The following is a 21,773-nucleotide window of genomic DNA, read 5'->3' as shown; positions in this document are numbered from 1 at the left end:
GATGAAGATAGTTCTTGAAGATGCCAATAAGTATACGGATGAGAAAGTTAGTGGTCTTGTCAATGATGCTGTTAACGAGTCTAAATCCTATACGGATATGAAATTTGAGACGTTGAATTATGCTATTCAGGATGTTCGGAAAGAAGCAAGACAAGCTGCTGCTATTGGTCTAGCGGTGTCCAACTTACGTTACTATGATATACCAGGATCTTTAAGTGTTTCATTTGGGAGTGGTTTATGGCGCAGTCAATCTGCACTTGCTCTTGGTGCTGGTTATACATCTGAAGATGGAAATATTCGCTCGAATGTATCTGTGACAAGTGCTGGAGGTCATTGGGGAATAGGCGCTGGAATTACTCTGAGGTTGAGATGATAATAGAAAAAATGGCTGTTATTGTAAAAACGAGAAGTATGTTAGTAAAGGTTCTGCTGTTTGCTCTTGCCTTAATAGGCAAGAGCGAAAGCTTTGCCAACGAGAATAATAATATTTATACAGTGCATCCACCGCACTTATCGATACCTAAGGGAGAACCTGGCGAAACACGTCGAATTATTATGCAATTTTATGATTGGACTTTGATTTGTGACGAAAAACAAAAGCTTAAACATAAGCAAGGTATATGTAATGTGACACAGACGGTTCATGATCAAGAAGGAAATACCATTTTTAGTTGGTCTCTTGTTTCTACGACAAGTGGTCAAGCAGTGATGCTTTTTCGAACATTGCCAAATTCTGATATAAATGTTCCGATTCAAATGTTTGTAAAAGATGTTAAAAAACCTGTTCTTATTAATTATACGCAATGTAATGAAACGGTTTGTTTGGCACAATCACCTGTAGGGCCGGTTTTGACTAAACAAATAGAGCAGAACAATAAGGTACGTATTTCCTATAAAACTAAAGAAGGTAAGGTATTTTCTTTTACTGTACCATTTAAAGGGTTAAATGCGGCACTTAATTCTTTCCGTCCTTAGAATCCATCGAGTATTTTTAACAAGAGTCATTTTTCCATAAATTGTTGTATTATATTTTTGAGTGTAAATTATAAGGTCAATAAGTAAGAAGTTTTATATAATATGATATCAAGGTGATTTATTGGAAAGAGTGAGAGTTTTATGAATATAAAGTCACAGTAAGTTCTTTATATGTAATAGAAAATCAAGTTAGTGTTTCCTATAATGCTTAAAGAGTGATTTCGTTAGTTATTAAAAGTAAAAAAGATTAGAAATACTCGATTTCTTCCTTACAATAATGAGTAGACTAAATTCTTTTTTTAAGCTTCAAATGGATTTTTAATGCGGTCTGATTAAGCATTAATATTTTTCAGATAAATTTTATAATTCTAGAGTTTTTTTGAACGATAGTTTTTATTGGTATTCACGAAATAACAGCTATTGTAATTGCATTTTGTAGTACTACGGAACTTTTATTCCAGCATAATCAAAGCCATTTCATTGCATATAACAAACGTGGTTTGTGTGTGGATAACGAAAAAAATTTTTTTTCTTATAAACCGTACTAATGTATAGGTTGTTGTAACCTTAAAAGTCAGCAAATAGTATGATAGTGTAGGTTTGTTACAATAGATGTGTGCTCCGTGTAAATGGTATCAAGAAAAGAGCATAATTTATAAAAATTGATGTGAACGTAAACGATTAATTTATAGTTTTAAGTTCATAAAGAGATGCATGATTTCACGGAAACAACCGAAAGATTATACAAAAATCTGAATGATGTTAGTGTAGAAAATTTTAATGATAGAAAAAGAAAGAATGATTTCTTGTATATATCATTTGATGCTGCATTATTGCTTTATTTAGGAATGAGCAGAAGAGTTTTCGCGTTTATTTATTGGGGAACGCTCAAGGGATAAGGGACATGACCCCGTTAAATTATGGTTCAAAAGAGTTAAAGCGAGGAGAAATATACGATACCAAAGCAGATCAGTTGTATGATCAGTGCAGTAGTAATACAAATAATCTTTCTGCATTGTCACGAACAGAGGCATACTCTGTCCTTGTTGATATAAAGAGACAACAGAGAAAAAAACATTATGAACAGAAACAGGTTTTTGTTCAATCTGAGGCAGCTTTTGAGTTTCATAATCAGATAATGATAGGTGCTCAAAAAACAAAAAAACTCAAAGCACCTTTTCTTCGACGGTTCCATCCAGTAAAATCTCCACCTCTTTATGCGGCACTTGATCTCGGAACAAATAATTGTCGTCTTCTTATCGCATCTCCCAGTAAACCTGGATATTTTCGTGTTGTTGATGCTTTTTCTCGTATTGTACGATTGGGAGAAGGTTTAATAAATAACGGTTTTCTTAATACACAAGCTATGGATCGTGCGATTGAGGCATTAAAGATTTGTCATTTAAAGCTAAAACAAAGGCATATTAAGCGTTATCGCTTGATTGCAACGGAAGCTTGTCGTTCTGCAGAAAATGGTAGACATTTTATTCAGCGTGTTTTGGAGGAGACAGGACTTGAATTGGAAATTGTTGATCGGCGAACAGAAGCGCGTTTTGCTGTTACAGGGTGTAGTACACTTGTTGAACCAAATACTGACGCAATTGTGCTTTTTGATATTGGAGGAGGGTCATCAGAAATTGTGCTACTTGATGTTTCTCAAAAGCATTCTTTTCGTTTAGCTAGACAAATTATCGCTTGGACTTCTCTTCCTGTTGGTGTTGTTACGCTTGCTGAACGTTTTGGAGGGAATGATATTAGCTTAGACGATTTTGAAAAAATGAAAAGCTATGTGCGAGGGTTATTAAATAATTTTTCAGATCGTCATAAATTAGGAGAGTTAGCACAAGGTTCGAAGTTTCATCTTTTGGGAACCTCCGGTACAGTTACGACTTTAGCAGGAATGTATCTTAATTTAGAGCGTTATGATAGGAAAAAAGTGGATGGCATTTGGATGAAGGATGCAGACATTACACTTATGACACAACGTCTATTATCATGGGATATAGAAAAACGTGTCATAAGTCCTTTTATTGGGCGCGAGAGAGCAGATTTAGTTTTAGCTGGTTGTGCAATTTTAGATGTTATTCGGGAAGTTTGGCCAAGTCAGCGTTTAAGAGTTGCTGATCGTGGATTAAGGGAAGGAATTTTGATAGAGCTAATGTTACGCGATGGGGTATGGTGTCGTCGTAGAAAGAGCAGAGATTTCAAGCGTTAGAGAATTAAATATGGAGACAATGAATAACGATGAAAAAAACAACAAAAACACCGAGAGGTGGCTATGGAGGTTCAGGGTCACATGAATTATATCAGCGCGTAAAAAAGAAAGCAGGAACCATTAAAGCTTCATCACGACGATGGTTAGAGAGGCATCTGAATGATCCTTATGTCCATCAATCAAAAGTAGATGGTTATCGTTCACGTGCGGCTTATAAACTCATTGAAATTAATGAGCGCTATAGGTTTTTGAAAAAAGGTCAAAAGGTTATTGATCTAGGAGCAGCACCTGGGGGCTGGTGTCAGGTGGCTGAGCGTATAGTAGGGTCAAGTGATGAGGATCCTAGCGTTGTTGGTATTGATTATTTACATGTTGATCCATTACCTAGAGTTGCCATGTTGGAAATGGATTTTTTGCATACAGATGCACCGCAGAAATTAATTGAAACTTTAGGGACAAAACCGGATGTGGTTCTTTCTGATATGGCAGCGCCAACAACAGGTCATCGTCAGACGGATCATTTAAGAACGATTTATTTATGTGAAGTTGCGGCTGATTTTGCTCTTTCGGTTCTTAAGCCTGGGGGACATTTTTTAGCAAAGGCTTTTCAAGGAGGAGCAGAAAACACTCTTCTTACGATACTAAAACAGCATTTTAAAAAAGTCTATCATGTTAAACCACCCGCAAGCCGATCAGAATCAGTAGAGCTTTATCTTCTAGCACTTGAATTTAAGGGAAAAACAAAAATACAAGAATAGCGCCTTCTTTTAAGAAGACTTAACTTTACTTAACCTATTTAGATGTGATGATTTTTTTCTCAAAGAGTTATAGGCGATAGTGACAGTTTTTCTGTTATCAATGATGAAAAACTGGTAAAACTAATGTATTGCCTATAGAGGTAAAGAGATTGATTCCTCAGTGAGTGTTTCCAATGAAATTTCTTGATCAAGCTAAAGTTTATATTCGTTCTGGTAATGGAGGTTCTGGAGCAGTATCATTTCGTCGTGAAAAATTCATAGAATTTGGGGGACCTGATGGGGGGAATGGAGGACGGGGTGGTGATGTTTGGGCTCTTGTTGTTGATGGGCTTAACACGCTGATTGATTATCGCTACCAACAGCATTTTAAAGCAAAAACAGGGGGGCATGGCAAGGGGCGTAATATGACGGGTGAGAAGGGTAATGATGTCATCCTTAAAGTTCCGGTTGGGACGCAAATTTTTGAAGAAGATAATACAACGTTAATATGTGATTTAACGGAAGTGGGACAGCGCTATCGCCTTGCAAAAGGAGGGAATGGCGGTTTTGGCAATCTTCACTTTACAACATCGACAAATCGGGCACCGCGTCGTGCAAATCCAGGTTTGGCTGGAGAAGAGCGTGCAATATGGCTTCGTTTGAAGTTAATTGCTGATGCGGGGCTTGTTGGTTTACCAAATGCTGGAAAATCAACTTTTTTAGCTTCTGTAACGGCTGCAAAACCAAAAGTTGCAGATTATCCTTTTACCACTCTACATCCTCATCTTGGTGTTGTACGTATTGATGGTCGTGAATTTGTTTTGGCTGATATTCCAGGATTAATTGAAGGAGCGCATGAAGGTGTGGGAATTGGAGATCGTTTTTTAGGACATGTGGAACGTTGTCGCGTACTGCTTCATCTAATTTCTTCTCAAGAAGAAGATGTAGCAAAAGCATATCAAATTGTGCGTCATGAACTTGAGGCATATGGAAATAATCTAAGTGATAAAACTGAAATTGTTGCTTTAAGCCAGATAGATACTCTGACAATTGAAGAGCGTGAAGCTAAACGGGAAGCTTTGCAAAGAGCAGCGGATCAACCAGTTATGATGTTTTCTGCGGTTAGCCGCGAAGGTTTAGAAAATGTGCTGCGTGCTGGTGCACATATTATTGAAATGTCACGCAAAGAGGAGATCAGTGGGGATAGCAAGGTTGATTGAGATGGCTGTTGGATCGCAAAAACTTACACACTATAAACGTATTGTGGTCAAGATTGGATCTGCCCTTTTGGTTGATCCTCAGGCAGGTTTACGGGTTGAATGGCTTAAAAGCTTGATCAATGATGTTGTTGAATTACACAAAGGAGGCGTAGAGATATTATTGGTGTCTTCAGGTGCTATTGCTTTAGGAAGGACATTGCTACAGCTTCCTAAGGGGGCTTTGAAATTGGAAGAAAGCCAGGCATGTGCTGCTTTGGGGCAAATTGAGTTAGCAAAAACCTATGGTGATGCGCTTGCTCAACATGGGCTCAAAACAGGCCAAATTTTGCTCACTTTATTTGATACGGAGGAGCGAAGGCGTTATCTCAATGCACGTGCAACGATTGAGACGCTTTTATATTTGGGAGCTGTGCCTGTTATTAATGAGAATGATACTGTTGCAACAACTGAAATTCGTTATGGTGATAATGATCGTTTAGCTGCACGTGTGGCAACAATGGTGAGGGCAGATCTTTTAATACTTTTATCCGATATTGATGGTCTTTATACAAAGTCTCCCCATAGTGATCCTACGGCTGAATTTATACCTTTTGTTGCATCCATTACGCATGATATCGAAAAAATGGCAGATGTTGCTGCTTCAGAGTTTTCACGGGGAGGAATGAAGACTAAGCTTGAAGCCGGAAAAATAGCTAATGCTGCTGGAACGGCGATGATTATCACCTCAGGCAAGCGTATGAATCCTCTTGCTGCAATTGACAAAGGTGAACGCAAGAGTTTTTTTGCGGCAAGTAAGAAATCTGTCAATGCTTGGAAAACATGGATTTCTGGTCATTTAGATCCATCTGGTGTTTTGACGATTGATCAAGGAGCCATTAGGGCTCTTGAATCAGGAAAATCATTATTAGCTGCAGGGGTTATTGGCGTTGAGGGAAATTTCCAGCGTGGGGATACGGTTGCAATTGTTGGTACAGATGGAGTTGAGATTGCGCGTGGACTTGTAAGCTATGACAAAGATGAGGCTGTACGCATTATAGGACATAAAAGTGAAGAAATCGAAGCTATTCTTGGGTATGAGGCGCGCTCTGCTATGGTGCATCGTAATGATATGATTGTACGTTGCTTGACCAATACTGTTTAAAAAAGTTACTTTTGTTTTTATTGTTTTGGCAGAGTGGATGTTACGATGACTTTAGAAGAACAAATGAAAGATATGGGACAAAAAGCACGCTATGCCGCTGCAGCGTTAGCTGTTGCTTCTTCTGAGCAAAAGAACAATGCATTAGAAATGATCGCTTTAAGTCTAGAGGCTCAGTCAGATGAAATTTTACGGGCGAATTGTCAAGATTTAGAGAATGCTGCTCAGAATAATTTGAAAGCTGCAATGATTGATCGGCTAAAATTAGATGATTTGCGTTTACGTGCAATGATAGACAGTGTTCGCCAAGTTGCTCGTTTATCTGATCCTGTTGGACAAGTGATGGATGAATGGACGCGTCCAAATGGGCTTCATATAAGTCGTGTACGAACACCTCTTGGTGTGATTGGCATTATTTATGAAAGTCGTCCCAATGTTACAGTTGATGCGAGTTCTTTGTGCTTAAAAGCAGGTAATGCTGCGATTTTGCGCGGTGGTTCGGATAGCTTTCATTCTTCTCATGCTCTTCATTTAGCTTTGGTACAAGGTTTAGAGCGCTCTGGTTTACCCAAAGATGCTATCCAAATGGTTGGAACGACAGATCGTGCTGCCGTTGGGGAAATGCTCAAAGGATTGGATGGAGCGATTGATGTGATCGTACCACGTGGTGGAAAGAGCCTTGTTGCTCGTGTTCAGTCTGATGCACGTGTTCCAATTTTTGCTCATTTGGAGGGACTTTGTCATATTTATATTGATAAATCGGCAGATTTAGATATGGCACGCAATATTGTTTTAAATGCAAAGCTGCGGCGAACAGGGATATGCGGTGCTGTTGAGACAGTTCTCATTGACGGCCAAGCATTAAAAAAATTTCTTCCTGTTTTAACTGCTTTACAGGAAAAGGGGTGTGAAATTCGTGCCACAGAAGATATTGTTTTTCTTATGCCAGATGTCAAATTAGCTTCTGAAGAAGATTGGTCGCATGAATATCTTGATGCTATTCTTTCTGTTAAAACGGTTGAGGGTGTTGAGGGAGCCATTTCTCATATCAAGCGTTATTCATCAGGACATACGGAATCGATTATTGCTGAGGATTTGGAAGTGGTGAAGAATTTTTTTAATCATTTAGATTCAGCTATTTTATTACACAATGCATCTACACAATTTGCTGATGGAGGTGAATTTGGTTTTGGAATGGAAATTGGTATCGCAACAGGAAAAATGCATGCACGTGGTCCCATAGGTGTTGGACAGCTAACATCATTTCAATATCACGTTAAAGGAAATGGTCAGGTTAGAGCTTGAGAACACCATTTTTTCCATGGAAAAATTGTATGCCACATGTTGAAAGATCTAATGTTGTGGGTCTTTTTGGTGGTTCCTTTAATCCACCGCATGCGGGGCATCTTCTTGTTGCAAAAATTGCCATTCGGCGTTTGCATCTTGATCAGTTATGGTGGATGATCACTCCAGGAAATCCTTTAAAGGATTGTACACAGTTGCCCTCTTTAGAGGAGAGAATGCAATTAAGTTTTAAACTTATTGACCATCCAAAAATTCGCTTAACAGGTTTTGAACAGGCTATAGGGAGCAAAGTATCAGTAGATACGATTTTTCATATTCTTACCCATTACAGTGGCGTAAATTTTGTATGGATTATGGGGGCAGATAGTTTTGCGACGATACATCAATGGTATCGATGGCATGATATCGTCTCTATGCTTCCTATTGCGATTATTGATCGTCCTTTAGGCAATCGGTCAGCACTTTCTTCTCCTATGGCACATATTTATCGCCGTTTTCGTTTGGATGAGAGAGAAAGTAAGCGATTACCTTTTATCAAGCCACCAGTTTGGACTTATTTGCATGGACCTTTATCTTTTCAATCTTCAACAAACCTTCGTTTGAAGAAGAATGATTTTTCTTGAACATTTCATAAGATTCTGCTTCTCTTTAGAGAAGTCTCTTTTTTAGATTCCACAACGATAAGAAAGGATATTGATCTGAAAAACGTTGCACACAAACACTCTTACGATATTATGCCTTCAAAAGAAAAAAAAGTTTTTTCTGTTAGTGAGAGTCTTGAAGTTATTCTCAAGAGTTTAGAAGATACAAAAGCAGAAGATATTGTTGCTATTGATATTCGAGGGAAGTCATCTTTGGCTGATTATATGGTCATAGCTTCAGCAAATTCGCAGCGTCATGTATCGTCTGTTGCTGATCATTTATTACATACTTGGAAAGATAGTGGGCAGGGGCTTGCGCGTGTAGAAGGGCTTGCTGGAGGTGACTGGGTATTGATTGATACAGGTGATATTATCACTCATCTTTTTCGTCCAGAAATTCGTCTTTTTTATAATTTAGAAAAAATATGGATGACACCGGATTTAAACGATACGGCTTTGCTTCTCTTCGGAGATCATTAAAATGCAAATTTCTATTTTTGCGGTTGGTCGTATGAAAAGTGGGGCGGAGCAAAAATTAGTTCAGCATTATTTGGATCGTTTTTCTAAAATTTCTGGAGATGTAGGCTTTCATTTAAAAAAGTTACAAGAGATACCAGAAAGTCGTGCTCAAACAGTTTGTCAACGTATGGAGGAAGAGGGGAGAAAACTTATTGAATTTTTACCTGAAAAATGTCGATTAATTGTGTTAGATGAGCGTGGAGAATCGATTTCGTCAATTTCTTTTTCTGAAAAATTAAGGTGTTATCGTGATGAGGGCATTCGAGATGTCGTCATTGCTTTGGGAGGACCTGATGGGCATAATGAACAAATAAAGAAGCGTGCTGATTTTCTTTTATCTTTTGGTTTGATGACGTGGCCACATCAAATTGCACGTATTCTTCTTACAGAACAACTTTACCGCGCTGTAACAATTGAAAATAACCATCCGTATCATCGTTTTTAATATTTTTGTGCAATTTTTAGCACTTATTTATATGTTTATTAATATTGTTTTAGCTGACACCATTTAAAGCATCTCTAATGTATACGATGAGGTGTCATGGTTTTTGCAAATGAAAAAGCTTCTTCATAGAAAGATGCTATATTTATATGAGGAGTGCGTCATATTTGTCATTCTGCTCTTGAGTATGTTTTTTTGCTTTTCTGTATCGCGTGCGGAAGATACAATGAGGAGTACGGAAGTACATAAAGAATTAGGAGAAATTCGTCAAAATATTTCACTTTCGCGTGAGCGTGTTGCTTTTCTTATGCATCAAGTTGAGCATTTAAAAAAAGATCAACGTGTTTTGAGTGATGCACTCATAAAAGCGGCTAAAGAAGAACGTATAGTAGCAGATGATATTGCTAAAAGGGAAGAAAAGCTTAAAAAAATGATAGAAAAGCGGGTACAAGTCTATCAAAGTTTAAAAAATCGTCGTGCTGAATTTGCGGAAGTTCTTGCAATTTTGGAGCGTATGGGATTGAATCCGCCTCCTGCTCTTATGATACAGCCAGAGGATGCGTTGGCTTCTATACGTAGTTCTGTTTTATTAGGTACTGTTATTCCTCAGATGCAGGAGAAAACACGAGATTTAACAGAAAAACTCAAGGAGTTGACCAATTTGAGTAATTCCATTACTACAGAATATAAGGCATTAAAGACAAAACTGCAAAATCAAGCAGAGCAGCGAAAACGTCTAGAGCTTTTATTAGACCAAAAAAACAAACTACAAAAAAAATCAGAAAAAGAACTTACAGAACAGCAACAAAAAAATATTGCTCTTGCTAAAAAAGCGCAGTCTTTGGAAGAATTGATTTTAGAGCTCGATCGTCAGTCAAAACTTAACTCTGATGCATCAGTACAGGTACGGAAAAGTTTGCAATTGTTAGAACAGTCCAATTTTGAAAGCCGAAAAGGTTCTTTACTTTTTCCTGTTTCAGGAAAAAGAATACATCACTCTAACAAAAGTTCGCAGATTACGCGCTTTGGTGAAACGATAGAAACAGAGGCAGGAGCTGTTGTTATATCACCTGTGGATGCTTTTGTTGCTTTTGCAGGGCCATTTCGTTCTTATGGACAGTTAATCATTCTCAATGTTGGAAATGGTTATCATATCATTCTTACTGGAATGTCGAGAATTAATGTAAAACAGGGGCAATTTATTCTTTCAGGTGAGCCTCTGGGTATAATGGAGATGCAATTTATTTCAAACAGTGTTGCATTGGATATAGGAAAAACTTCTCCAATGCTTTACATTGAGTTTAGAAAGCAGGGAAAACCTGTAAATCCAACTCCTTGGTGGCAGACTGAAAAAATAAGAAGGAGCCAAAATGATTCGTAAAGTTATTCTTTTGGTCGCTGGGGTATTGCTCGGCGCCTGTTCAATGATTATGGTGCAGTCTGTTGCTGCGAATAATGAAGATAATGCATATAAAAAGCTAGCTATATTTGGCGATGTTTTTGAGCGTGTGCGTATGCAATACGTTACAGTTCCAGATGATAAAAAGCTTATTGAAAATGCTATCAATGGCATGCTCACATCACTGGACCCTCATTCATCTTATTTGAATGCTGAAGAAGCCAAGGATATGCGGGATTCTACGAAAGGAGAGTTCGGAGGTCTTGGTATTGAGGTCACTATGGAAAAAAACTTAATTAAAGTTGTTTCACCAATGGATGATACTCCCGCTTCAAAAGCAGGTATTCTAGCAGGAGACCTTATTTCAAAAATTGATGATGTACAAACGAATGGTCAAACATTGAATGAAGCTGTTAATAAGATGCGAGGTGCTCCTGGAACACCAATTACCTTAACAATTATTCGTTCTGGTGTTGATAAGCCATTTGAAGTGAAGATTGTTCGTGATATTATCAAAGTAAAAGCGGTGAAATATCGGGTTGAGGGTGATATTGGATATTTAAGAGTTATCCAGTTTTCTGAGCAGACATTGAATAATCTTCTGGCGGCAATTAAAGATATCCAATCTAAAATTCCTGAAGATAAGCTAAAAGGTTACGTCCTTGATTTGCGGCTTAATCCGGGTGGGCTTTTAGATCAAGCTGTTAATGTTTCGAGTGCTTTTCTCAATAAAGGTGAAATTGTGTCGACTCGTGGGCGCAAAAAGAGTGATGTGACAAGATTTGATGCGAAGCCAGGTGATGTCATCAATGGAAAACCGCTCATTGTCCTTATTAATGGTGGTTCGGCAAGTGCTTCTGAAATTGTTGCGGGTGCATTACAAGATCATCGTCGTGCAACAATTTTAGGGACGCAGTCTTTTGGTAAAGGATCTGTTCAAACAATTATTCCTTTGGGTGAAAATGGGGCTTTACGCTTAACAACAGCACTTTATTACACGCCATCTGGCACTTCTATTCAAGGAACAGGGATCACGCCTGATATTATTGTAGAGCAACCACTCCCTGAAAAATATAAGGGTTATGATGTAAAAGTTGGTGAGTCTGCATTAAAAGGACATATCAAAGGAAAACGAGAGAGTAATAAAGGATCTGGTTCAGCTGCTTTTGTTCCCAAAGACCCTAAAGATGATATCCAGTTGAATGAGGCTTATAAATTGTTACGAGGTGAAATGGCAAATGCAGCATTTCCACCAGATCCCAATAAGGATGTGTTAAAGTGAGAATTGATATCTATAGCTTGCGATTTTGAGGAATATTAAATGGATGCAGGTATTAATTTGAAGGTTCTTCCATATCGCAAATGTGTTGGGATTGTTATCTTTAATCATGACGGTAAAGTGTGGGTTGGGCGTCGTTTAATGATGCCCATTCATGCAGATATTGAAATATCTCATCGTTGGCAGCTTCCTCAAGGAGGGATTGATGAAGATGAAAAACCATTAGATGCAGCATATCGTGAACTTTATGAAGAAACGGGTATTCGATCTGTGAAGTTGATTAAAGAAGCACAAAATTGGTTCCATTATGATTTTCCACAAGAACTTATTGGGTGCACATTAACAAATAAATATCGTGGGCAAATACAAAAATGGTTTGCTTTCCAGTTTACAGGAAAGCTTTCTGAAATTGCGATTAATCCGCCACCAGATGGCAATAAAGCGGAATTCGATCAATGGAAATGGATTGATCTAGAAACCCTTCCGTTGATTGCTGTTTCTTTTAAAAAGCACGTTTATACGAAAGTTGTCAGCGAATTTCGAGGTAGCCTTAGACCATTATAAAAGCTATATGATTACGAGAAAGCTTTTTTTATTAAGATGCTTTATATTATAATAAATAATAAACATGTTTCTCTTTTATGTAAAGAACAGGAATATAAAATGAAAAAGTTATTTAATTTACTTATAGTTTTTACTCTCTTGAGTATTTCATCTGTTGCATTTGCAACAAGTTCAAAACCTCCTGCATCAAAAGATGCGGCAGCGACATTGCCAAATGGAGCTTCTTCTTTGACTGAAACCTACGGTTTGTGGACTATTAACTGTGGTATACAAGAAGGGAAAAGAATTTGTTTTATGCACCGTCAAGAAGTGAATGAGCAGGGGCGTGTTGTTGTGGCTATGGGCCTTACTCTCGATGCTGAGGGTGTTGTATCTGGTAATTTAACAGTTCCTTTTGGCATTTTGGTTTCTAAGCCTGTTCGTTTACAAGTTGATGAGGGAAAAGCTGTTATCGAAACCGGTATCCGGACTTGTGTACCAGCAGGTTGTGTGGTTCCTGTCGTTTTTGACAAAAATCACGTAGCAGCTTTACGTTCTGGAAAACAGTTAAAGTTGGCGATGACAATTGCTGCTGCAGGTGAACCAGCTTTGAATGATTTATTTGTTCAGCTAGATGGTTTTAGCAGTGCTCTTAATCGTTTGACTGCTTTGCAGAAATAATTTTAAAACTAAAAGCGGCCTTTAAAAGGCCGTTTTTAGTTTGTTTGTTTTTTATATATTAATAATTAAGACAATGAGATTTAAGATTAATCCTATAAGGGATATTCAGATTTTTTGCCGTTTCTTCTATTGTATGTTCTATTTTTAATTTTGATATTTGTTTTCTAACTGCATCGTCATTAAATAGAGAGATGAAGAATTTAGATATCTGGTTTTTATTCAAGAAAAAAGAGTATTGAAATATAAAACCATTTTTTGATACACAGACCTGCTTTAATGAAGGTTTTCTATACGCTCTTCTGTTTCCTTGATTGAAAGGGATGACGCATGATTTATGCATTGCTTCGAACGATTGATTTGATTTTTGAGATTTATATTGATATTTTAATCGCTAGTGTCATTTTTTCTTGGCTTTATGTCTTTAATATCATAAATTCACGCAATCGCTTTGTTGTTTTGATAGGAAGCTTTCTAGATCGTCTTACAAATCCCGTTCTAAGCCGTATCCGGAAAATTTTACCAAATTTGGGAACGATTGATATTTCACCTATTGTAGTGTTCATTATTATATATTTTATTCGTACTTTTATGTGGCGCGTTTACGCAAACATGTATGTATAGAAATATTACTTGAGGCGAATACATGTTTTATCAAGTTGATAAAAATAACTTGATTTTGTTTGTATATCTCATTCCCAAATCGTCCGTTGACAAAATAATAGGGATTGAATGTAGGGATGGTGAGAAACAATATCTGGTTATACGCCTTCGTGCTGTTCCTGAAGATGGAAAAGCGAATAAAGCTCTCATTAAATTTCTTGCCAAGCAATGGAGAATACCATCTTCTTCTATTTCTCTGAAAAACGGTGCAATATCTCGCTACAAACAACTTTACTTTTCAACACATTTAGAAGAGCTAAAGCAGATATGGCAATCCTTTAGAGATTGCATCTCGTAGAAAAAATAAAGAATAAAGCCTATTTTTAAATAGGCTTTATTTTATTAAAATCGTTATATTTTTTTATTGCGCTCAACAGCTTGCTTAATTAATTCATGCGCAAAGTTTTTATCACGCCATCCTTCAATTTTAGCCCATTTTCCAGGTTCCAGATCTTTGTAATGCTTGAAGAAATGTTCAATTTGTTTGAGTGTAATCTCGGGTAGATCTGTATAGTCATGAATATTGATATAGCGTTTTGTTAATTTTGTAGTGGGAATGGCAATAATTTTTTCATCTTTACCACCATCATCTTCCATCATTAGAGCTCCGATGGGGCGAACATTGATAACACAACCAGGCATAAGTGGACGGGTATTACAGATAAGGACATCAATAGGATCACCATCATCTGAAAGCGTATGAGGGACAAAACCGTAATTTCCAGGATAAACCATTGATGTATGAAGAAAACGGTCAACAAATAATGCACCAGACTTTTTATCCATCTCATATTTTATTGGTTGCCCACCAAGGGAGACTTCCACAATAACGTTAATATCTTCTGGTGGATTTTTGCCTACGGGTATTTCCTTAATATTCATAGAGACATCCTTTCTGGAATATAGTGAGGCTCAATACAATTAAATATTTTACCAAAGAGATTATGAAATTAACTTGAAATTGATGCACGTGTTTTTTCAAAACGTTTACGTTCATTAGGATCAAGATAGAGTTTGCGGAGACGAATATTTTTAGGGGTTACCTCCACAAGTTCATCATCTTGTATCCACGATAAGGCACGTTCTAATGTCATTTTAATGGGAGGCGTTAACTTTACGGCCTCATCTTTTCCAGAAGCGCGCATATTGGTGAGTTTTTTCCCTTTTAAGACATTGACTTCTAAGTCATTATCTCGTGAGTGGATGCCAATAATCATACCTTGATAGACTTTCACACCCGCATCGATGATCATAGGACCACGATCTTCAAGATTAAAAAGAGCATAAGCGACAGATTCACCGTTGTCATTTGAAATCATAACACCATTAACACGACCAGCAATGTCTCCTTTATAAGGTTCATAAGCATGGAAAAGGCGATTCATAATTGCTGTACCACGTGTGTCCGTTAAAAGTTCAGATTGATAACCAATGAGTCCTCGGGTTGGTGCATAAAAGACAAGGCGGACACGATTACCTCCAGAAGGACGTAATTCCACCATTTCGCCTTTACGTTCAGACATTTTTTGTACAACAGTACCGGAATATTCTTCATCAACATCGATAACAACTTCTTCGATTGGCTCAAGAGTTATTCCATTTTCATCTTTTTGCATAACAACACGTGGGCGTGAAACACTAAGTTCAAATCCTTCACGGCGCATATTTTCAATGAGAACTGCAAGCTGTAATTCTCCTCGTCCTGAAACGTAGAAAGAATCTTTATCGGCTGATTCTTCAATTTTAAGAGCGACATTGCCTTCTGCTTCTTTTAACAATCGGTCACGAATGACACGGCTTGTTACTTTATCGCCTTCAGTTCCAGCAAGGGGACTATCGTTGACGAGAAAACTCATAGTAACAGTAGGAGGATCAATTGGTTGGGCAGTAAGGGGTTCATTGACAGTAGGATCACAGAAAGTATCAGCTACGGTACCTTTTTGTAGACCTGCAATCGCAACAATATCACCAGCACTTCCTTCTTCAATAGGTTGCCGTTCTAAGCCACGAAACGCTAAAATTTTTGAAATACGCCCAGTTTCTAAAAGTTTTCCATCTTGTCCAAGAACTTTGACATTTTGATTGGGTTTTAGACAGCCAGAATGAATCCGCCCTGTAATAATTCGTCCCAAAAACGGATCCGCTTCAAGAATAGTTCCAATCATGCGAAACGGTCCTTCTGCTACACTAGGAGAAGGGACATGCTGCGTCACAAGATCAAATAAAGGACCTAATCCATGATCTTTTGGTCCTTCAGGGGCTTCAGCCATCCATCCATCGCGTCCAGATCCATAAAGAATAGGAAAATCAAGCTGTTCATCGGTTGCATCAAGAGCAGCGAAAAGGTCAAAAACCTCATTAATGACTTCATCAACGCGTGCATCCGGTCGGTCAATTTTATTAATAGCAACAATAGGGCGCAATCCTACTTTCAATGCTTTGCCAACAACAAATTTTGTTTGTGGCATTGGTCCTTCAGCAGCATCAACAAGTACAATGGCTCCATCAACCATATTTAGAATGCGTTCAACTTCTCCACCAAAGTCGGCGTGTCCTGGTGTATCAACAATATTAATTCGAGTATCTTTCCAAACAACAGATGTCACTTTCGCTAGGATTGTAATTCCGCGTTCTTTCTCAATATCGTTTGAATCCATCATACGTTCGCTTGTACGCTGATTATCACGGAAGTTTCCTGATTGCTTGAGAAGTCCGTCTACAAGCGTTGTTTTCCCATGGTCAACGTGGGCAATGATGGCAATGTTACGCAATTGCATAAATTTTCTTCTTTTCGTTTAATGAAATTTCATTTGAGGCAAAGTCTTTACATTCTTTGCCTGACTATTAAAAAACCTTTTACATGTTTTTTTATAGTTTTGGAAGATGGAGGCAATATTTTTATGACAAAACTATTTATCCAAGTCTTTAAGGCTCTATTAAGCTTCAATTGCTGGAGCTTCGTAAAAGGATTTTTATAGTGCGTATGTTCTATTCTCGAGCTAAGAATTATCCAAACAATCACCGTCAACTTGATTTCTATCAATATGACACAAGGAGTTTATATGAGCTCTTGTAAGAGTAAGTAAGTATAAAGGTAGCCATATTATTGTTGTTGTTTTGCAAAGAGATTAATAAAAATCCGGAATATCTCTCAATCCATAGCCAATTTATTGACAACTGTACAACATTCTTATTCTAAATAAAGCTTTTTCTTATTCTATAACTTGTCAATCAAAATCCAGAGCTAATGCAACCGTGTATTTGAGGTAAATATTGAGATGATTAAGAATTTTATAAGAAGTTCTAGCTTTTGTATGCCAGATTGGGGCAAGAGTTATATCTGTTTGATTTATTTATGAACCCGGAATACAGTCTTATTTAGAAAGAATATGAAGGCATCCAAAGAAAATTTCCATCTTTGCCGTTAATCCAATTTATGCTTTCAAAGGCATCTAAAGTAATATCTTTTAAACCATGGAGATAGTGCTTTGCCCCTCACACTTTTGTTAATCGTATTCTCTAATAGGAGCATGCTTTTCATGCCAAACAGAACACTTTAAACAGAATATACTTGTTGTTGTATATTCATGTACTTAAGAGAGATTGCTTAACGTATACTACATCCATTCCATGATAGGCTCATAAATGATATAATATACGCGAATAGTATACTATTAACGCCTTTGTGAAAAAATATAAAACTGTTGAGCATTATCATTCTTTCTCAGCTGTCAATATTGCGCCAGTTTTTGCTACGAGAAAGAAGATATAAGAAGTATTTTATTTTTTTCTTGAATAGTTTTTAGCCATACACCGATCTCGTTTGTGACTGGCAAGAAGATGACTTTAATCGATTTAATATGAGAAGCTTTATGATGAGGTAAATTTACGTTATTCGGAGCTGTTATTCAAAAAAAATAATAAATTATCTATGGAGCGGTGCGCTAGAAAATAAATAATAAAGCTTATTCTCTTATGGAAAGAATCTTAGGTTACATGACAAGATCTTTCCATAAGTAAGAGTTTTTACTTTACATGTTTAAAGAAGAGTTCCTGACAAAATGAGGGAAGCTACAGAAAAATAGATTATAATGCCCATGACATCTACTAAAGTTGCCACAAAAGGAGCAGAAGCACTTGCTGGATCAAATTTTAAACCTTTAAGAATAAAAGGCAACATAGATCCAGAAAGAGAACCAAAGGTAACGATTCCAACTAAAGCTGTACCCACTGTTGTCGAAATAGCAATCCAATGTTGTCCATAGTCGTAGATACCCAGTTTTTGCCAAAGAGCAATGCGCGTAACACCAATAATTCCTAGTAAGAGACCAAGGGATAGTCCTGTTGGAATTTCACGAATGATCACTTTCCACCAGTCTTTCAACGTGAGTTCACGTAAAGCCAATGCACGGATAATAAGGGATGTAGCTTGTGAGCCGGAATTTCCTCCTGAGCTCATAATGAGAGGTATGAACAGTGTAAGAATAATCGCTTTTTCGAGTTCTGTTTCGAAATGTTGCATAGCGCTTGCTGTCAGCATTTCACCGATAAAGAGTAAAGCGAGCCATCCGCCACGTTTTTTCATCATTTCAGGAAACTTAATTTGCATATAGGGCTTATTAAGCGCTTCCATACCCCCAAATTTATAGGCATCTTCATTCATCTCATCGACCATAGTATCAAGCACGTCATCAACGGTTACAATGCCAATGACATGGTTACTTTCATCAACTACAGGCACAGAGAGAAGATCATGGCGCTGGAAAAGGCGTGCGATATCTTCATGATGTGTGAAGGGCGATATTGTAATGGGCGAGTCATGGGTAGGGACATTAAGAATTAGTTCATCAGGTGAGGCAAGAATAAGGTTACGCAGGGAAACAGCTTTGAGAAGAGTACCTGTTTTAGGGTCAATTACATAGCTGGTATAAACTGTTTCACGTGTTCGCTCGACCTCACGGATGTGATCCAAAGTTTTTTGTATGGTCCAGTTTGAAGGAACGGCTATAAATTCTGTTGTCATCAGTGCCCCTGCTGTATGGTCAGGATAACTGGTGAGTTTTTTAAGTTCAGCGCGCGTTAAGGGGTTAAGCAAGGCATAAAGTCGTGTGCGAGTTTCTTTATCCATTTCTTGAAAGACGTCTGCAGCAGCATCGGCAGACATGCCATCAAGAATTTCAACAGCACGATTTATAGGGAGAAGTTCTAGGATGGCAGCAGGTTGCTCAAGCTCTGGTTTATCAAAAAGTTCGATAACATAATCAAGAGGCAGAAGACTAAGAATAGTTACACGTTCCATGCTATCGAGGTCATTTATGATATCAATAGAGTCTGCAAAATGCTGGTTCTTTAACTTTTCAGCAAGAGCTTCAGGAGAAAAATTTTTGAAGTCGAAGGCCGTTTTGATTTCAGTCATGATAAAGTACCTCCTGAAGAGTTGGAGAGTTATAAATCTAGATAATAGATGAGATAAAAACAAAAGTTTATGGAAGATTTAAAAAAAAACTCCCCAGCTATATTCCCAATTGTTAATATTTGAAGTAAAGTCAAGGGTGAATTATAAGTTATAAACAAGTTTCTGAATCACTAAAACGAGAATACAGCTTAATTTGAGGATAATATAAAAGCGTAAATGTAAAAATCAGTTCTGATTTTTACCATCATTTCTTTAATGCAGTTTTGTGATTTTCAAAAGAATCTACAGCAATATTTTGTAAAGAGTGGAGATTATGCCTTTCTCCAAGTTTTTTTGTTAATATGCAATTCTATTGTGATGTGTGAGCGAATAATCTTTATTGCTTCAATATAATATGGTTTAAAATGAAAGAACTTTGCGATTTTCAGGTTTTTTATTCAATAGCGTTTTGAAAGGTAGTTTTGAAACTCACGAGATAGTTTTAGTATGTTATCAATTTGTGTCGTAAAGATAATTGTTACAGTTTAAATTTATAATGGAGACATAAAGTATTATGGCAAAAGAAGCAGTGCTGGAGTGGAAGGGATTTTCATGTCTTCCTGATTTTTCTTCTATAAGTGATGAAGATTTTAAACCCGCTTTTGAACAGGCTCTTCAAGAAGCCGAAGAAGAACTAGAGGCGATTGCGATGGTGCAAGAACCACCAACGCTTGAGAATTTTTTACAGCCTTTTGAGCTTTGCGGCAAAGCGCTTGATCGTGTCTGTTCAATATTTTTCTTACGCACCAGTGCTCATACGAATGTATTAATTCAACAGCTAGAGCAAGAGTTCGTTGTAAAACTTTCTCGTTATTCTTCAAAAATGATGATGGATGCGCGGATATTTGCGAAAATAGATGTGCTTTATAAACAGTCGCAGCTGGGCATATTTGAGAGTGAAACAACACGTGTTCTTGAATTATGGTGGAAAAAGTTTGTTTGTCATGGGGCAAAACTCGATGAAAAAGCTAAGAAACGGCTTTTGGAAATTAATGAAAGACTTGCTTTTTTAAATGCTACTTTTGGACAAAATGTCTTAAATGATGAAGCTGAATGGATTCTATTTTTAAAACAAACAGACTTATCTGGTTTACCGCAAGATCTCATTGCTTCAATGAAGGAAATTGCGTGTGAAAGAGGCAATGAAGAAGCGTATGCATTAACACTAGCACGTTCGATTGTTGAACCTTTTTTAAAATTCTCTGATCGTCGTGATTTGCGTGAGGTTGCATTCCAAGCTTGGGCTAAACGTGGTGAAAATAATAACAAGAATGATAATAAAACAATTATTGTAGAGATTGTTGCGCTTCGAGATGAGCAGGCTAAATTATTGGGATATAAATCTTTCGCAGATTTGAAGCTCGATAATACTATGGCTAAAAGTGTTGATTCCGTTATGGATTTGCTTATGCCTGTATGGGAGCGCGCAAGAGCGAAAGCTTCTACTGAGCAAATTGACTTACAAAATTTTGCCAACAATCAGGGCTGCAATGAATCTTTAGCTGCTTGGGATTGGCGTTATTATGCTGAAAAACTTCGTACTGAAAAACTTTCTTTCGATAGCGCGGAGATTAAATATTATTTTCAGCTTGATCGTATGATTAAAGCGGCTTTTAGGGTAGCAGAAAAACTCTTTGGCATTACATTTGAAGAAAAAAACGCTGTTACACTTTGGCATCCTGATGCACGTTTGTGGGAAGTAAAAAAGTCTGATGGAAGTCTACTTGGGCATTTTATTGGTGATTATTTTGCGCGTTCTTCAAAACGCTCCGGTGCGTGGATGAGTAGTTTGCAATCACAACATAAATTGGATGGCGGACAAAAGCCTATTATCTACAATGTTTGTAATTTTGCTAAACCGCCCAAAGGAGAAGTTGCTCTTTTATCACTTGATGATGCACGTACGCTTTTCCACGAATTTGGACATGCATTGCATGGTTTGCTTTCTGATGTCACATGGCCATCTGTGTCGGGAACATCTGTTGCACGTGATTTTGTTGAGCTACCTTCTCAACTTTACGAACATTGGTTAACCGTGCCAGAGATATTAAAATCTTATGCTATACATACAAAAACAGGCCATCCTATGCCACAAGAGTTGATAGATAAAGTTTTAGTAGCACAGACATTTAATGCAGGATTTTCTGCCGTTGAATTTATCTCATCAGCTTTAGTGGATATGGCTTTTCATCAAGGCGAAACAGTCACTGATCCAACAGTGTTTGAACGCCAAGAATTAGAAAAGCTGCAAATGCCTGACACAATTATTATGCGTCATCGTCCCCCACATTTTATGCATGTGTTTGCAGGGGATGGTTATGCATCTGGTTACTATTCTTATATGTGGTCGGAAGTTCTTGATGCAGATGCTTTTCAGGCTTTTGAAGAAACGGGAGATGTTTTTAATTCAGAGCTCGCTGATCTTTTAAAGCGTTGTATTTACTCCGCTGGAGGAAGTCGTGATCCAGAGGAGCTTTATAAAGCTTTTCGGGGACGGATGCCTTTACCAGAGGCAATGATTAACAAACGTGGACTATAAGATATAACGGTATGGTTAACACCAT

The 21,773-nt window shown here is 37.5% G+C and carries 20 protein-coding genes; 17 read left to right on the top strand and 3 right to left on the bottom strand.

Annotated features, from left to right (window positions below; all coding sequences use genetic code 11):
* The 16 genes from ACFIKN_RS03735 to ACFIKN_RS03660 form a co-directional block, all read left to right on the top strand.
* Nucleotides 1-373 (top strand): YadA-like family protein (locus ACFIKN_RS03735; RefSeq protein WP_375657923.1); only part of this gene is annotated, 373 nt, incomplete at its 5' end.
* On the top strand, nt 370-975 hold the full coding sequence (locus ACFIKN_RS03730) for an invasion associated locus B family protein (RefSeq protein WP_273790643.1): 606 nt from the start codon (nt 370-372) through the stop codon (nt 973-975). The genes ACFIKN_RS03735 and ACFIKN_RS03730, both read left to right, overlap by 4 nt.
* A 904-nt stretch (nt 976-1,879) precedes the next feature.
* Nucleotides 1,880-3,190 carry a Ppx/GppA phosphatase family protein gene (locus ACFIKN_RS03725; protein WP_375657922.1) on the top strand — a complete coding sequence of 437 codons (1,311 nt, stop codon included), beginning with the start codon at nt 1,880-1,882 and terminating at the stop codon, nt 3,188-3,190.
* 29 nt (nt 3,191-3,219) lie between these two features.
* A complete protein-coding gene (locus ACFIKN_RS03720; RefSeq protein WP_273790641.1) occupies nt 3,220-3,948 on the top strand; it encodes an RlmE family RNA methyltransferase in 729 nt (242 codons plus the stop codon).
* 173 nt (nt 3,949-4,121) lie between these two features.
* Nucleotides 4,122-5,147 (top strand): GTPase ObgE, encoded by a 1,026-nt coding sequence (obgE, locus tag ACFIKN_RS03715; protein WP_273790640.1) that lies wholly within the window; start codon nt 4,122-4,124, stop codon nt 5,145-5,147.
* A gap of 1 nt (nt 5,148) precedes the next feature.
* Nucleotides 5,149-6,288 carry a glutamate 5-kinase gene (gene proB / locus ACFIKN_RS03710; protein ID WP_375631102.1) on the top strand — a complete coding sequence of 380 codons (1,140 nt, stop codon included), beginning with the start codon at nt 5,149-5,151 and terminating at the stop codon, nt 6,286-6,288.
* Nucleotides 6,289-6,333: 45 nt separating this feature from the next.
* Nucleotides 6,334-7,590: a glutamate-5-semialdehyde dehydrogenase gene (locus tag ACFIKN_RS03705; protein ID WP_375631101.1), complete on the top strand. Its 1,257-nt coding sequence runs from the start codon at nt 6,334-6,336 to the stop codon at nt 7,588-7,590.
* A gap of 29 nt (nt 7,591-7,619) precedes the next feature.
* Nucleotides 7,620-8,213 (top strand): nicotinate-nucleotide adenylyltransferase, encoded by a 594-nt coding sequence (locus ACFIKN_RS03700; RefSeq protein ID WP_273790637.1) that lies wholly within the window; start codon nt 7,620-7,622, stop codon nt 8,211-8,213.
* 111 nt (nt 8,214-8,324) lie between these two features.
* Entirely contained in the window at nt 8,325-8,711 is a 387-nt protein-coding gene (gene rsfS / locus ACFIKN_RS03695; protein ID WP_273790636.1) for a ribosome silencing factor, read from the top strand.
* A 1-nt stretch (nt 8,712) separates the two neighbouring features.
* Nucleotides 8,713-9,195 (top strand): 23S rRNA (pseudouridine(1915)-N(3))-methyltransferase RlmH, encoded by a 483-nt coding sequence (gene rlmH, locus ACFIKN_RS03690; protein WP_273790635.1) that lies wholly within the window; start codon nt 8,713-8,715, stop codon nt 9,193-9,195.
* Nucleotides 9,196-9,328: 133 nt separating this feature from the next.
* On the top strand, nt 9,329-10,573 hold the full coding sequence (locus tag ACFIKN_RS03685; protein ID WP_375657926.1) for a murein hydrolase activator EnvC family protein: 1,245 nt from the start codon (nt 9,329-9,331) through the stop codon (nt 10,571-10,573).
* Nucleotides 10,563-11,873: a S41 family peptidase gene (locus ACFIKN_RS03680; RefSeq protein WP_273790634.1), complete on the top strand. Its 1,311-nt coding sequence runs from the start codon at nt 10,563-10,565 to the stop codon at nt 11,871-11,873. The genes ACFIKN_RS03685 and ACFIKN_RS03680 overlap by 11 nt, the downstream gene beginning before the upstream one ends.
* A gap of 39 nt (nt 11,874-11,912) precedes the next feature.
* Entirely contained in the window at nt 11,913-12,434 is a 522-nt protein-coding gene (locus tag ACFIKN_RS03675) for an RNA pyrophosphohydrolase (RefSeq protein ID WP_273790633.1), read from the top strand.
* Between the two features lie 99 nt (nt 12,435-12,533).
* Nucleotides 12,534-13,094 carry an invasion associated locus B family protein gene (locus tag ACFIKN_RS03670; RefSeq protein WP_273790632.1) on the top strand — a complete coding sequence of 187 codons (561 nt, stop codon included), beginning with the start codon at nt 12,534-12,536 and terminating at the stop codon, nt 13,092-13,094.
* Nucleotides 13,095-13,421: 327 nt separating this feature from the next.
* Entirely contained in the window at nt 13,422-13,715 is a 294-nt protein-coding gene (locus ACFIKN_RS03665) for a YggT family protein (RefSeq protein WP_273790631.1), read from the top strand.
* Nucleotides 13,716-13,737: 22 nt separating this feature from the next.
* On the top strand, nt 13,738-14,052 hold the full coding sequence (locus tag ACFIKN_RS03660) for a DUF167 domain-containing protein (RefSeq protein WP_273790630.1): 315 nt from the start codon (nt 13,738-13,740) through the stop codon (nt 14,050-14,052).
* 53 nt (nt 14,053-14,105) lie between these two features.
* On the opposite strand, the gene ppa is transcribed toward ACFIKN_RS03660, so the two are convergent.
* From ppa to mgtE, 3 genes are all read right to left on the bottom strand, one after another.
* Nucleotides 14,106-14,636, bottom strand: coding sequence for an inorganic diphosphatase (gene ppa / locus ACFIKN_RS03655; protein WP_273790629.1), 531 nt, complete (start codon nt 14,634-14,636; stop codon nt 14,106-14,108).
* A 68-nt stretch (nt 14,637-14,704) separates the two neighbouring features.
* Nucleotides 14,705-16,531 carry a translational GTPase TypA gene (gene typA, locus ACFIKN_RS03650; protein ID WP_273790628.1) on the bottom strand — a complete coding sequence of 609 codons (1,827 nt, stop codon included), beginning with the start codon at nt 16,529-16,531 and terminating at the stop codon, nt 14,705-14,707.
* A gap of 1,262 nt (nt 16,532-17,793) precedes the next feature.
* Complete coding sequence (gene mgtE, locus ACFIKN_RS03645) at nt 17,794-19,170, bottom strand: magnesium transporter (protein WP_273790627.1); 1,377 nt, start codon at nt 19,168-19,170, stop codon at nt 17,794-17,796.
* Between the two features lie 553 nt (nt 19,171-19,723).
* Between mgtE and ACFIKN_RS03640 the strand changes: the two genes are divergently transcribed.
* The gene (locus ACFIKN_RS03640; RefSeq protein WP_375657921.1) at nt 19,724-21,748 is read left to right on the top strand and encodes a M3 family metallopeptidase; all 2,025 of its coding nucleotides are present in this window, start codon (nt 19,724-19,726) and stop codon (nt 21,746-21,748) included.
* Nucleotides 21,749-21,773 lie beyond the last annotated feature (25 nt).

It is taken from the genome of Bartonella sp. CL436QHHD, from assembly GCF_042195105.1.
Taxonomy (GTDB): Bacteria; Pseudomonadota; Alphaproteobacteria; order Rhizobiales; family Rhizobiaceae; genus Bartonella.
Note: the sequence above shows the minus strand (reverse complement) of the source record. Positions and strands in the feature narration are given on the sequence as shown.

Coding starts and splice junctions, on each gene's coding strand:
- ACFIKN_RS03730 (WP_273790643.1), top strand. CDS start 370: ATGATAATAGAAAAAATGGCTGTTATTGTAAAAACGAGAAGTATGTTA.
- ACFIKN_RS03725 (WP_375657922.1), top strand. CDS start 1,880: ATGACCCCGTTAAATTATGGTTCAAAAGAGTTAAAGCGAGGAGAAATA.
- ACFIKN_RS03720 (WP_273790641.1), top strand. CDS start 3,220: ATGAAAAAAACAACAAAAACACCGAGAGGTGGCTATGGAGGTTCAGGG.
- obgE (WP_273790640.1), top strand. CDS start 4,122: ATGAAATTTCTTGATCAAGCTAAAGTTTATATTCGTTCTGGTAATGGA.
- proB (WP_375631102.1), top strand. CDS start 5,149: ATGGCTGTTGGATCGCAAAAACTTACACACTATAAACGTATTGTGGTC.
- ACFIKN_RS03705 (WP_375631101.1), top strand. CDS start 6,334: ATGACTTTAGAAGAACAAATGAAAGATATGGGACAAAAAGCACGCTAT.
- ACFIKN_RS03700 (WP_273790637.1), top strand. CDS start 7,620: ATGCCACATGTTGAAAGATCTAATGTTGTGGGTCTTTTTGGTGGTTCC.
- rsfS (WP_273790636.1), top strand. CDS start 8,325: ATGCCTTCAAAAGAAAAAAAAGTTTTTTCTGTTAGTGAGAGTCTTGAA.
- rlmH (WP_273790635.1), top strand. CDS start 8,713: ATGCAAATTTCTATTTTTGCGGTTGGTCGTATGAAAAGTGGGGCGGAG.
- ACFIKN_RS03685 (WP_375657926.1), top strand. CDS start 9,329: ATGCTATATTTATATGAGGAGTGCGTCATATTTGTCATTCTGCTCTTG.
- ACFIKN_RS03680 (WP_273790634.1), top strand. CDS start 10,563: ATGATTCGTAAAGTTATTCTTTTGGTCGCTGGGGTATTGCTCGGCGCC.
- ACFIKN_RS03675 (WP_273790633.1), top strand. CDS start 11,913: ATGGATGCAGGTATTAATTTGAAGGTTCTTCCATATCGCAAATGTGTT.
- ACFIKN_RS03670 (WP_273790632.1), top strand. CDS start 12,534: ATGAAAAAGTTATTTAATTTACTTATAGTTTTTACTCTCTTGAGTATT.
- ACFIKN_RS03665 (WP_273790631.1), top strand. CDS start 13,422: ATGATTTATGCATTGCTTCGAACGATTGATTTGATTTTTGAGATTTAT.
- ACFIKN_RS03660 (WP_273790630.1), top strand. CDS start 13,738: ATGTTTTATCAAGTTGATAAAAATAACTTGATTTTGTTTGTATATCTC.
- ppa (WP_273790629.1), bottom strand. CDS start 14,636: ATGAATATTAAGGAAATACCCGTAGGCAAAAATCCACCAGAAGATATT.
- typA (WP_273790628.1), bottom strand. CDS start 16,531: ATGCAATTGCGTAACATTGCCATCATTGCCCACGTTGACCATGGGAAA.
- mgtE (WP_273790627.1), bottom strand. CDS start 19,170: ATGACTGAAATCAAAACGGCCTTCGACTTCAAAAATTTTTCTCCTGAA.
- ACFIKN_RS03640 (WP_375657921.1), top strand. CDS start 19,724: ATGGCAAAAGAAGCAGTGCTGGAGTGGAAGGGATTTTCATGTCTTCCT.